We start from the raw sequence: 11,535 nt of genomic DNA on the forward strand, positions 1-11,535 counted from the left end.
CCAATCCTGACGGTTCGCGTCATTCGATCGAGGGTTGTAGCTTGATGTCGCTATCCGTCATGTCGATCCGATAAATCGGAAACCGGCTCGGTACATTGACGGTCGTTGCCGCGAATACCTGACCGAGGCCGCCAACCTTGGCGCGCAGCAGATGCTCGCCCGGATCGATATACAGGTCGAGCGACTCGCTCGTGGCGATTGCCGCGACGGGACGGCCGTCGACAGACAGTTCGACCTTCACGCCCGCAGCGAACACCGCGCCTGCATTGCGGATCACTGTGATCTTCTGGGCGCCCGGTGAGGGCTGTGTTGCGTCGACGGCGTAAATTCGGTCTTTCGGAACAGCCCGGGTCTCGGACATCGGAACGAGATGCGTCGCGCAGCCAGCCAGTGAAATCAATGACAGCGCCGCGAGGGTGCGGAACATATCTACCCCGTATCATGTAATTGAGGACGGAAGTATGCCGCAAGCAATCGCGACAAAGCCGAAAACGATCTGGCGGATCGAGTGACTCACGTAGCGGTCCCGGGTCAATCCGTCGAGGCAATGAACGGAACGTCCGAAACCGGCCGAAGCCCGTCTCATACGCCTCAACGACCAAGGGCGGGATCGATCTCGTGATGCGTCAGGCCGAATTTTGCGATGCGGGCGCGGTGATCCGGTGAGCCCAGATATGAGCGAAGTTGCGCGTTCACTGCACGGAGGAGGCTGCCGTTGCTTTTGCTGAACGAGAATGCGCCGAACGGAAGCGTTTGCGGCTTGCCGTCCGGCTCCGGTTTGTGTGCCACGGCCTCGAGCATCGAACGGCCGACTCGGTCCGCCAGGATGCGATTTCCCACGGCGGTGCTCGCATACGCGTCGATTGCCCCCGAGCGAACTGCTTCGACAGCATCGGCCTGGTGCTCGAAGAGGGTGATCTGGCGCTCGCTTACCCCCGACGCTTTCGCCGAATCGTGTTGCACTTGGCCGGCAATGATGCCAAGGCGCGCATCGTCGCGCCCGGCCAGTGACGCATAGCTGTCGAGCGCTTTCGGATTTCCGGCCCGAACCAGAAACCCGTCCCCTATCGCCCAAACGGGAACGCTGAACGCCACCAGATTGGTGCGTTCCGGCGTAACGAACAGCGGCACGTTCATATCCCAGCGGCCGGCTTCGACGCCGGGAATCAGTTCACTGAATGTCGTCAGGCAATGCTCGATCCGAGTGACGCCGATTGCCCGCAGAACCACGTCGGCCAGCTCGATGTCGGCACCGGTCACGGTGTGATGCGCTTCCGTCCAACCGAACGGCGGCTCTTCGATATACGCAATCGTCACCTTCATTGCCGTGTCTCGCGAAAGGGGGAACGGCCATGATGTTTCGATAGCCGATTGCCGACGATTCTACTTGGGCGCGGGTCGCCGTCTTTGCGCGGGCTGCCGCGAGCCGCGACCGCTTGCCCGTTGCGGATCTTCGTTGACAGTCGGTGTCGGGCAAATGTTCGACTATGATGGTCGAGCCATGGGCGCCGGGCATGAGCGCGCAGCGGGTGTTTCCAGTTCAATCTTCGTGTTTCGACAAGAGGAAATTTCGATGGCTATCGTGCGAACCGGCCACCGGTACCGTGATACTGATTCCGGCAAAACGATCGACGTCTGGTTTCCGGCAGACGGAAGCGGAAAGAAGCGTAGCTGCCTCGCTGAAAAGGTCGGGCTTATTTCCGGCGAGTTCGTCGAGGTGACGATTGACGCGCTCGATAGCCCACCCGTTTCGACGGAAGACGCATACCTGCGGCTACACCTGCTCTCTGAAAGGTCGGTCAAGCCGAATGAAATCAATCTCGATGGCATTTTTGGGTGGTTGCCCAATGTCGCGTGGACGTCGGCGGGCCCGGTGTTTCCGGGCAGCGTCGATGATCTGCGGGACCGGGTCGCCTCCGAATACCATCACCTGACCGTCTCGTCGGTCGACAAATTTCCCCGGATGTCGGATTACGTGGTGCCCGAAGGCGTGCGCATCGCCGATGCCGATCGCGTGAGGCTGGGCGCTCACCTGGCAAGCGGCACGACCGTGATGCATGAAGGTTTCGTCAACTTCAACGCGGGCACGCTCGGCCCGTCGATGGTCGAAGGCCGGGTGACGCCCGGCGTGACGGTCGGCAAGAATTCGGATGTTGGCGCAGGGTCATCCATCATGGGAACGCTGTCCGGCGGCGGTAAAACCCGGAATTCGATCGGGGAGCGTAGCTTGCTCGGCGCGAACGCCGGCATCGGCATTTCACTCGGGGACGAGTGCATTGTCGAAGCAGGTCTTTACGTGACGGCCGGGACGAAGGTGAAGATGCCGGACGGGAGCGTCGTGTCGGCACGCCAGTTGTCGGGTCGGTCTGGCCTGCTGTTTCGCCGAAATAGCCAGACCGGTGCTGTCGAAGTGCTATCCACCGATTCTTCCCGGTGGGGCGGCCTGAATACCAGCTTGCACAGCAATGACTAGGTCGCGCCGGTCAAGCGAAGGGAGATTGGCGGTGCACCGCTTTGCGCGGGCGCTATCCGGCTCGTTTGAGCCGGTCGCGGATTGCGAAAGCCGTCATTCTGTCTGCGCGTTGATGAACGAGCGGATTCTTTGCGCGCCTTCTTCGGGGCTGCACGTCGAGGTATCCAGTCGCATCGAGTAGGGCCGCGAGTACGCTGGATGCCCGAATTGGGATCTCGCCATTCCTTCCCCGCGGTCGGGCCTGCTCCGTTCGCGTTCTTCCAGAACGTCCAATGGGCACCCGACACCGATCACGTACGTACGACGAGGCGCGAGCGCGGAAATACATGCTTCGAGCGCAGACGTATCTCGCAGCACAAGGTCGAGAACGATCCCGAAATGACTCGCGGCTACACGCTTCAGGGTGGACTGCAGATTGAGGTGATGCAGCGCAAGTGCCTGATTCAGCTCCTCACCCGATCGCATGTCACGCCTGCGCGACATTTCCACGAAGGCATCGAGCGATATGTGGAACATCGGCACGTCGGAGCCGTCCTGAAGCGCGTTGGCCAGGCTACTCTTGCCCGCGCTGGTAGGGCCGTGCAATACGATCGCGATCTCGGTCAAATCTGCCATTGGCAACTCCAGACGGGGCGTTCGCGGCAATCGCCGGCGAGATTCCTGGTGCAGTCGATCGTTCGCTCATGGTCAATGTGACGCGGCAGCGACTGACGAATCGCACGTGTCGCGGTGCGCGGCGAGAATCCGCGACTCTGGAATCAAGCCGCGCGCACCACGTGACTGACCCGACTCCAGCGCCGCACCGGCACGACTTGCGCGCCCGATGGCTAGCCAGGGTCACAGATCGCCGCGCACCTCACCAGTGCCCAGCGCGTTCCGCTGCCGGTTGACTTCTGCCCAAAGCTCATCGCTGTCGTCATTGCGCAGCAGGACCATTCCGTCCAGTTGATCGTCGGTCACGCCGAAGTATTCCAGGATTTCCTGGCGAATCGCATCGACGAACTGCGCGTATTCCGGGGTTGCCTGGGCCTGCGCGTGCAACGCGTCGTAGGCTGCATCGTCCGCACCACCGCCATGCTCGTCGATGTAGCGCGTGATCCACTGGTCTCGTTCGTGGTCGTAATCGGCCTCGGCGCGCATCGCTTGCACGGCCGTGTAGAAATCCAGTTCGGCAAACGCGGCGATCGCCGCCGTTGTTGCCTCGTCGAAGGGAGTCGTCATGCCATTTCTCATGTTGATCATGGCGCATCATCGCACGGGCCGCACCCGGGCAGGTGCCTGAATCCGGATGGTGCGGCACGCCCGAAACTCGCCTACCGCACGTTCCCCGAAAACCGCTGCTGCATTTCCGCGAATGCAACCGGAACCGGTCGACGGCTCAGCCATTGCGCAATCGATTGCGCACAGGCAAGCGCGCTCGAAGACGACGTGTCGACAACATGGTCGTAATGACGGCCAGCATGAATCGACTCGAACTGCGATGCGGCCAACCCGATTTTCCTGTTGCCGCGCATGTTCTCGCGCTCGATCAGTTTTTCCAGCGAGCAAAAAACACCGACGATGAAGACTGGAAACCCGACCAGATCCTCGAGCATGTAATGCCATGCGTCGTCGGACAGAACGTGATCGACGATGACCGCCTGACCGTGCCGGGAATAGGTGGCAGCCGTGGCGTTGATCGCCCGGCATAGCGCGGCAATGCGAACCTGCGCCAATTGCATATCGACGTCCCAATAGCCTTCGGGCTCCATATTTCGAAATGCATCCAGCTCGATATGCAGGTGATGCTCGGGCAGTTCATCACGCAGGCATCGCGACAAGGTGCTTTTTCCGGAACTGCTCGGGCCATTGACTACGATGATCGACCCGCAGGACGAAGACGGTTTCGCTATCATCGGCATTTTCCTGGGCAGATCGTCGAGCGCATGCGAACGCAGAGGTTGGACGCCGATTGTCGACCATCTGCACGGCAATGTGAATGGCAGGTTGCGAGGCGGGTTTCACGCACCGCACAAAATCCTCAACCCCCCCACCTCGCGTCGCTTTCGTTAGAATCGGTCGTCGTCCAAGCAAAAAATGCAGCGTTGCATGGGCGCAGCGGTATCTCCCCATGCATACCGCTCGCTCTCATCACATGGTTCATCCTTTACCGGAGGCGAACGTGCCAGGATTACTTCCCGATGTCGACCGCGACGGGCTCCTCGAATATTCGGTGGTGTACACCGACCGGTCGATCAATCACATGTCGCAGCGCTTTCAGGGCGTCATGCGCGACATTTCCGCCGCGCTGAAAAAGGTCTACAACGCGAAGGCGGTTGCAATCGTCCCGGGCAGCGGGACGTTCGGCATGGAAGCCGTGGCCCGCCAGTTCGCGACGAACAAGAAGTGTGTGGTCATCCGCAACGGCTGGTTCAGCTTCCGCTGGTCGCAGATTTTCGACATGGGCAGCATCCCGTCCGAATCGCTCGTGCTGAAGGCGCGTCCGGTCGAATCGGGACGGCAGGCCGCGTTTGCGCCGGCCCCGATCGACGAAGTCGTCGCTGCGATCCGCGAGCACAAGCCGGATCTCGTCTTTGCGCCGCACGTCGAAACCGCATCCGGGATGATGCTGCCCGATGCGTATCTGCGCGCGGTGGCCGACGCCGTGCATGCGGTCGGCGGCATGTTCGTGCTGGACTGCATCGCGTCGGGCACGATCTGGGTCGACATGGAGGCATGCGGCGTCGATGTGCTGATCAGCGCGCCGCAAAAGGGCTGGAGCGCATCGCCCGGCTGCGCGCTGGTGATGCTCAGCCCGCTCGCCCGCGAGCGAATCGATGCGACGACCAGCACCAGCTTCGCGTGCGATCTGCGCAAGTGGCTGCAGATCATGGAAGCATACGAGAACGGCGGGTTCGCGTATCACGCGACGATGCCCACGGACAGCCTCGCGACGCTGCGCGACGTCATCAAGGAAACGGAGGCGTACGGCTTCGACAAGGTGAGGGCGGAACAGCTCGAACTCGGCACGCGGATTCGTGCGTTGCTGGCCGGGAAGGGGTTCCGGAGCGTTGCCGCCGAAGGCTTCGAGGCGCCGGGCGTCGTGGTCAGCTACACCGACGATGACGACATCCGGTCCGGCAAGAAATTCGTCGACGTCGGCATGCAGATCGCGGCCGGCGTACCGCTGCAATGCGACGAGCCGGCGGATTTCAAGACGTTCCGGATCGGCTTGTTCGGTCTCGACAAACTGCATGATGTCGATGCCGCGGTCGCGCGGTTTGCGAGCGCGCTGGAACGGGTGCTGTAGCACGTCGATTCGGTGCGGTAATGCACGGCGGCGCATGACGCGCGAGATCGGCTCGTTCGAGACGATCCCATGCGCCGCCCGAAGCTGCGACGCCGGTTCCGGCCGCCTGCAGCGCACGTCGACGATCGGCCTTTTCGGCCATCCCTCTAGCGTGATTGCAGGCGCTCGACGACGTACTGGCTGACGATGAGATCCAGGTGCGCGCCGCCGGCATTTTTATAAACCGTCCGGTCCTCGGCCGAACGATGAAACGCCGGCATCCGGCACAGATCGAACAGGTCTGCCTCGATCTGGTCAGCCTGTATGACCTGCGCCTGCAGCGGAATCCGGATGTCGCCCGATTGCGCGGCATTCTCGCGGTCATCCACGAAGATGCGCGCCCCCCTGAGCACGTCGCAATCGGCCTCCTGCATGTCCGGCCGGTACCCGCCCACCAGATCGACATGGGTACCGGGGCGCACCCGCTCGCCTCGAATCACCGGCGTGGACGTGCTGGTGGCCGACGCGATGATGTCCGCGCGGGCCACGGCGGCATCCAGGTCTTCGACGATGCATGCCTCGATGTTTCTGGCCGCGAGATCCGAGCGCACTGCATCCAGCCTGGATGGCGTGCGATTCCACAACAGCACGTGACGGATGGACGGGCGGATGTGGAGATAGGCATCCGTCAACGACCTTGCGACCGGCCCTGAACCCAGGACGAGCAGTACCTCGCTGTTCTCGCGACTCAGCGTCCTGGCCGCCAGCGCGGAATCGGCCGCGGTCTTCCATCGTGTGATTTCCGGGCCGTCGAGCATGGCGACGATGCCCTTGGTCCGCTCGTCCAGAACCAGAAACGCGGCCTGCTCCGTCGGCAGGGGCGGACTGGCCAGGTTGTTGGCCGGAAAGATCGACGCGATTTTGAACCCCGCGCCCTTGCCCGGCAGAATGACGCCGCGGCTGAACAGGCCAAAGCCGGCATCCCCGATGAAATAACTGTCGCCGATGGGCCGGGAGCCGGAATGCCCGTTGTGCAACGCGTCGAGCACCCCGTCCCAATCCAGGACCGACCGGATCTGCTCCGCCGAAATGATGTGCACGTTCAATGCTCCTGCTGTTGTGGCCAGATGTCGCCCAGGGTGTAGCCCTCGGGGAACGGGTCATCGTGATCGAGCACGATGGTATTGATGCCGTGGATCCAGCTGGTGCCGGCCAGGGTCGGAACCACGGCCGCCTTGTCGCCGATGCGGGCTTCGTCCACGAGGCGGCCGGTGAAGACGGTACCCAGGATGCCCTGGTGCCGGAAATCCCGATGCAGCGGCAATTTGCCCTTGGCGTGCAGCACGGCCATCTTTGCGCAGGTGCCGGTGCCGCAAGGGCAGCGGTCGATCGCGCCGGTCCAGGTGGACGGGTCGTCCCAGGCGAGCGGCCCGGTCGGCATGGTGACCGCGTTCTTCCAGTCCGCCGCGGGATCGTCTGCCGGGCCGGACAGTTGCGAGATGGTGATGCCCACGCCCGGATAGTCCGGGTGCGCAACCGGCAACTGCTCGATGGCGGCCTGCCGGATCAGCGCGGACACCCGCGTGATCTCCTTGCCGTGTTCGGGCTTGAGTTCGAGCCCCGGGAACTGGCGCACGTCGGCGATGGCGTAGAACATGCCGCCCCAGCCCACGTCCACCCGCACCTTGCCCAGATGCGGCACATCGATGACGGCATCCAGATGCGCGGCAAAGGCCGGTACGTTCCTGAACTTCACACGCTTGACCTTGCCGTCCTTGCACTCGGCAGTGATGCGGATCAGTCCGGCCGGCGCTTCCAGCGTCAGTTCCGTCACGGGTTCCTGCATGGGCAGCATGCCCATTTCCAGCAGTACGGTCGCCACGGAAATGGTGTTGCCGCCCGACATCATCGGATATTCGACCTGTTCCAGGATGATGTAGCCCGCATCCGCATCCGGGTGGCACGGCGGCACGATGATGTTGCAGCAGTGCGCCGGGTAGCCGCGCGGTTCGCGCAACAGCAGCTTGCGCAAGCCGTCGTCATTGGCCTCCAGCCATTTCATCTTGGCGTGGACGGTGTCACCGGGAATGTGCGGAATGCCGCCGGTGACCACCCGCATGGGAATGCCCGAATGCGTGTCCACGGCGTGAATGGTTTTCTTGAATCCCACGTGCGGGTTCCTCTTCATCGTCGCCGACCGAGTGCGGCGTGAAGGGAAATTTATGCCCGTTTTGCGAATAACTTAAGCGACATTTCCTCCGGCCTTCCTGCAACTTTTGGTTGAAGATGCCGCTAACCGTGCCGGACAGGGGCGATTCGGTGCGGGCGCTCAGCGTGTCGGTGTGCCGGGGGCGAGGCCCGTTTCATCGGCGGCGGGATGCAGCGCGAGTTGCTGCCTGACCCACTGGCAGAACTGCCTGCACACGACGGCGTCCGCCTTGTCTTTGCGGACCGACAGGTAGTGGCCGCGATTCTTCATCACCGTCTTGTGCGGCAGCGGACGCACGAACTGGCCGCTTTGTACCAGGTCGCCGACGAGGTGATGCCAGCCCAGCACGACGCCCTGGTGAGCCAGGGCCAGCTGCACGATGCCCGGATAGTCGTTGCTGGTGAAGAGCTGACGCGGAATGTCGGCGCGCCAGCTCGTGTCGACGTCGTGCAGTGCCAGCCAGACTTTCCAGTCGATATGCTCGGAAATCTGCGAGCGACCATAGGCGCTGATATCGAGCAACGACATGTCCAGCAGCCTTTCCGGCGTTTCGACGGGGCCATGGCTGCGTAAATACTGCGGTGTGCAGACGGGATAGACCTCGTCGTCGAACAGGTGCTCGCTGTCGTATCCGTCGCGCATGCTGGCCAGCTTGGCGATGTAGACATCCGGCTGCACGCCCGCTTCCATCGAGATGAAATTTTGCGTGGCCAGGACCGTGAGCTCGATATCCGGATTGTCCTGGATGAATTCGGGCAGCCGTTTGTGCAGCCAGAGCGCGGAAAATGCCGGCGAGCAGCAGACGATCAGCGTCTGCCTGGCAGGCACCTTCTTGCGCAGGCGCTCGGCGGCCTGATGGATATTGATCAACGAAAGCTGCGCTGCGTCCTTGAACATCTCGCCATCGGCAGTCAGCGTGACAGCCTTGCCCGAGCGGACGAAAAGCTCCGTACCCAGGTAGTCCTCCAGTTCCCGCACTTGCTTGCTCACGGCTGCGGGGGTCACGTTCAATGCATTGGCCGCCCCGGTAAAGCTGTTGAATTTCGCGGCTGCAAGAAATGATTTGATGGCGCGCAGAGACAGCGCGCCAACCAATGTTTCGCTCATTTCAAACCGAGGCGCCATGGCAATGTCTACGGATGTCAGGGGATTGGACACAGTCCGGCACGCGGATGCGCGCCGGATGACGGGAAGCGAATGACGGCTCGCCGGGGAGCCGGCTCAATGCACGCCAAAGTCGGATCGAAGCTTTCTCAGCTTGAACGGTGTGACGTTGTATTCGCGCTTGAACCAATGTATCAGATGCGAACTGTCCGTGAAGCCGCACTCGTAGGCAATCTGGGTAATGGACCGATCGCTGTTGATGACCATCCACTTCGCGGCTTTCAGGCGCATGCTCCGCCAGTACTGCAGCGGCGCGACGCGCAGGTGCTTCTTGAACAGCCGGGTCAGTTCTCGCTCGGTCGTGCCGATGGACTGTGCGATGCCGGCGATCGAACCCGGTTCGAACGTGCGTTGCGTCATCAGGCCCACCGCGTTGACGACTCGCCGATCGGGGCAGTGCAGGCCGACCTCGGAGTCGTTCTTCATCGCCTGTATTTCGTCGAAGCCTCGATCGGCCATCAAATAGTGGAGTGCCTTGTGCGATCGCGTCTTTCCGCAGTGAGTCGTCACCAGGTGCATGGCGAGATTGATCGCGGCAAGACCGCCAGGGCATGTGATGAACTCGCCGTCCTCCACGACCGGCGCATCCGTTACCGCGATGATGTCCGGAAAATTGCGCTGCATTGCTTGCGCGAGCGAGAAGTGAACGGCGCAGCGCCTGCCTGCCAGATACCCCAGCTCCGCAAGAATGAATTGGCCCGTGCATAGCCCGACAACGGGAACCTGCGCCTCGACGCAGGATTGTATGAATCGGTAAAGCTCGTCGGGGATCGGTTCCGCACTGTGGAGCGGGCCGCCGTGCACCACGACGTAGTCGTATTCGGACGGATCGCCGAAGAGCCGGGTCGGCACCATCGGAAAGCCGCAGCTCGATCGGATCGGCGAAAGGTCGTGGGACAGCAGGTCCCACGAGCAGTAGATCTGCCTGCTGAAGTCCGCCTCGTCGGCCGACAGCCGCAGAAATTCGACGAAGCACGAGAGCGACATCAGGGTGAAATCCGGCGTCGGGGCGATGCCGATCCTGAGGGGCGCATCGACCTCGGGGGCGGACTTGCCCGGCCGGAGAAAAGAATAGTCGCCCCGCATCGGGTGTCTCCGCCAGTCGTGCCATTGATTGTCCGAAACGTACAATTTTTCCGCTCGACGGGCAATTATAGTTTTCCGCATCCACACACGAACGGCACGGAGGCGCGCCTTGAAGATCTCGAAAATTTCGCTGTACCAGGTCGATTTGCCCTTGAAAGAGGGGGCCTACAGCTGGTCGACATTCTCGTTCGCATCATTCGACTCGACTGTCGTCATCGTCGAAACGGACGCCGGGCTTGTCGGTGTCGGCGAAATTTGCCCGCTCGGGCCGTCGTATCTGCCGGCTTACGCCGAAGGCGCCCGCACCGGCCTCGTGAAGATCGCGGAAGGGCTGATCGGGGAAGACCCGTGCCAGATCGGCCGGATCAATGTCCGCATGGACGCGCTTCTCAAAGGTCACCCGTACGTCAAGTCGGCCCTGGATATGGCGTGTTGGGACATTCTCGGCAAGGCGACGAGCCAGCCGGTGTACAACCTGCTCGGCGGGCGCCTGCAGGATCAGGTCAAGCTCTTCAAGGTCGTCACGCGGCAAGATCCGGATGCGATGGCGAAGAAGATCCGCGAGTATCAGGATCAGGGCTTCAGGCAGTTTCAGATGAAGGTGGGCGCGGGTGCGGACGCCGACATCGAGCGGATCCTGAAGGTGTCTGCCGAACTGCGCGCCGGCAATGTCCTGGCGGCCGATGCGAATACCGGCTGGCGGCAACACGAGGCGCTACGCGTCGTCAAGGCGATTCGCGACGTCGATATCTACATCGAACAGCCGTGCCCGAGCTACGAGGAGTGCCTCGTCGTTCGGCAGCATACCGATCATCCGATGATCCTCGACGAGTGCATGGAAGACATTCGCGTGCTGGTGCGTGGCTGTCAGGATCGTGCGATGGATGTCGTCAATCTGAAGGTGAGCCGCGTCGGCGGGCTGACGAAGGCAAGGCAATTCCGCGATCTGGCCGTGACGCTGGGAATCTCGCTCACGATTGAGGACACGTGGGGCGGCGAGATCGCGACGGCCGCGCTTTGCCATCTCGCGCACTCGACGCCGTCGGGTTTTCACTTCCAGTCGTCGGCGTTCCACGAGTATCACGGTCTCGCGATCGCGTCGGGCGGGCCGGAACTGAAGGACGGTTACATGTCGGTATCGGATCAGCCGGGGCTTGGCGTCAAGCCGAAGATGGAGGTGCTCGGCGATCCCGTTGCCGTCGTCGGCCGGACGGTTTGATCCGGGCCTCGCCGGCGCACCCGGCTGCCGCGGGCAATCGGGTGCCCGGCTTTGAGGCGGCCGTGTTCAAGCAAGCAGGCGGTGCGCACCGCCTGCTCGCCGATGGCGGCGGTGAA

Annotated in this window: 12 protein-coding genes; 3 read left to right on the plus strand and 9 right to left on the minus strand. The window is 62.4% G+C overall.

Going from position 1 to position 11,535, the window contains the following annotated elements:
* Window positions 1-19: 19 nt before the first annotated feature.
* Together BX604_RS38350 and BX604_RS13890 are read right to left on the minus strand one after the other, a co-directional pair.
* Window positions 20-427, minus strand: coding sequence for a hypothetical protein (locus BX604_RS38350; protein WP_143748023.1), 408 nt, complete (start codon window positions 425-427; stop codon window positions 20-22).
* A gap of 164 nt (window positions 428-591) precedes the next feature.
* On the minus strand, window positions 592-1,323 hold the full coding sequence (locus BX604_RS13890; protein ID WP_098551295.1) for a transporter substrate-binding domain-containing protein: 732 nt from the start codon (window positions 1,321-1,323) through the stop codon (window positions 592-594).
* Window positions 1,324-1,573: 250 nt separating this feature from the next.
* Here BX604_RS13890 and BX604_RS13895 point away from each other — a divergent pair, with 250 nt between their 5' ends.
* A complete protein-coding gene (locus tag BX604_RS13895; protein ID WP_098552869.1) occupies window positions 1,574-2,473 on the plus strand; it encodes a DapH/DapD/GlmU-related protein in 900 nt (299 codons plus the stop codon).
* Window positions 2,474-2,566: 93 nt separating this feature from the next.
* Here the strand turns inward: BX604_RS13895 and BX604_RS13900 are convergent, their stop codons facing one another.
* The 3 genes from BX604_RS13900 to BX604_RS13910 form a co-directional block, all read right to left on the minus strand.
* Entirely contained in the window at window positions 2,567-3,088 is a 522-nt protein-coding gene (locus BX604_RS13900) for a chloramphenicol phosphotransferase CPT family protein (protein ID WP_098551296.1), read from the minus strand.
* 222 nt (window positions 3,089-3,310) lie between these two features.
* Window positions 3,311-3,694 (minus strand): ATP-dependent protease, encoded by a 384-nt coding sequence (locus BX604_RS13905; protein ID WP_098551297.1) that lies wholly within the window; start codon window positions 3,692-3,694, stop codon window positions 3,311-3,313.
* A gap of 92 nt (window positions 3,695-3,786) precedes the next feature.
* Window positions 3,787-4,368 carry a chloramphenicol phosphotransferase CPT family protein gene (locus BX604_RS13910; RefSeq protein ID WP_179894801.1) on the minus strand — a complete coding sequence of 194 codons (582 nt, stop codon included), beginning with the start codon at window positions 4,366-4,368 and terminating at the stop codon, window positions 3,787-3,789.
* A gap of 266 nt (window positions 4,369-4,634) precedes the next feature.
* On the opposite strand from BX604_RS13910, the gene BX604_RS13915 reads away from it, so the two are divergent.
* Window positions 4,635-5,762, plus strand: coding sequence for an aminotransferase class V-fold PLP-dependent enzyme (locus BX604_RS13915; protein WP_098551299.1), 1,128 nt, complete (start codon window positions 4,635-4,637; stop codon window positions 5,760-5,762).
* 146 nt (window positions 5,763-5,908) lie between these two features.
* Here the strand turns inward: BX604_RS13915 and BX604_RS13920 are convergent, their stop codons facing one another.
* The 4 genes from BX604_RS13920 to BX604_RS13935 form a co-directional block, all read right to left on the minus strand.
* Window positions 5,909-6,841, minus strand: a complete 933-nt coding sequence (locus tag BX604_RS13920; protein WP_098551300.1) for an ornithine cyclodeaminase family protein — start codon at window positions 6,839-6,841, stop codon at window positions 5,909-5,911.
* A 2-nt stretch (window positions 6,842-6,843) separates the two neighbouring features.
* The gene (locus BX604_RS13925; protein WP_098552870.1) at window positions 6,844-7,911 is read right to left on the minus strand and encodes a proline racemase family protein; all 1,068 of its coding nucleotides are present in this window, start codon (window positions 7,909-7,911) and stop codon (window positions 6,844-6,846) included.
* Between the two features lie 159 nt (window positions 7,912-8,070).
* On the minus strand, window positions 8,071-9,057 hold the full coding sequence (locus BX604_RS13930) for a LysR substrate-binding domain-containing protein (protein WP_257146309.1): 987 nt from the start codon (window positions 9,055-9,057) through the stop codon (window positions 8,071-8,073).
* Between the two features lie 114 nt (window positions 9,058-9,171).
* The gene (locus BX604_RS13935; protein ID WP_098551302.1) at window positions 9,172-10,200 is read right to left on the minus strand and encodes a GlxA family transcriptional regulator; all 1,029 of its coding nucleotides are present in this window, start codon (window positions 10,198-10,200) and stop codon (window positions 9,172-9,174) included.
* 109 nt (window positions 10,201-10,309) lie between these two features.
* On the opposite strand from BX604_RS13935, the gene BX604_RS13940 reads away from it, so the two are divergent.
* Window positions 10,310-11,419: a cis-3-hydroxy-L-proline dehydratase gene (locus tag BX604_RS13940; protein ID WP_098551303.1), complete on the plus strand. Its 1,110-nt coding sequence runs from the start codon at window positions 10,310-10,312 to the stop codon at window positions 11,417-11,419.
* Window positions 11,420-11,535: the final 116 nt, after the last annotated feature.

The sequence above is a fragment of the Burkholderia sp. JKS000303 genome, from assembly GCF_002563755.1.
In the GTDB taxonomy this organism is placed as follows: domain Bacteria; phylum Pseudomonadota; class Gammaproteobacteria; order Burkholderiales; family Burkholderiaceae; genus Burkholderia; species Burkholderia anthina_B.

What these genes read in the sequence shown, in the direction of transcription:
- BX604_RS13910 (WP_179894801.1), bottom strand. Translation starts at nt 4,368, where the DNA reads ATGATAGCGAAACCGTCTTCGTCCTGCGGGTCGATCATCGTAGTCAAT.
- BX604_RS13890 (WP_098551295.1), bottom strand. Translation starts at nt 1,323, where the DNA reads ATGAAGGTGACGATTGCGTATATCGAAGAGCCGCCGTTCGGTTGGACG.
- BX604_RS13895 (WP_098552869.1), top strand. Translation starts at nt 1,574, where the DNA reads ATGGCTATCGTGCGAACCGGCCACCGGTACCGTGATACTGATTCCGGC.
- BX604_RS13905 (WP_098551297.1), bottom strand. Translation starts at nt 3,694, where the DNA reads ATGACGACTCCCTTCGACGAGGCAACAACGGCGGCGATCGCCGCGTTT.
- BX604_RS38350 (WP_143748023.1), bottom strand. Translation starts at nt 427, where the DNA reads ATGTTCCGCACCCTCGCGGCGCTGTCATTGATTTCACTGGCTGGCTGC.
- BX604_RS13935 (WP_098551302.1), bottom strand. Translation starts at nt 10,200, where the DNA reads ATGCGGGGCGACTATTCTTTTCTCCGGCCGGGCAAGTCCGCCCCCGAG.
- BX604_RS13930 (WP_257146309.1), bottom strand. Translation starts at nt 9,057, where the DNA reads ATGAGCGAAACATTGGTTGGCGCGCTGTCTCTGCGCGCCATCAAATCA.
- BX604_RS13900 (WP_098551296.1), bottom strand. Translation starts at nt 3,088, where the DNA reads ATGGCAGATTTGACCGAGATCGCGATCGTATTGCACGGCCCTACCAGC.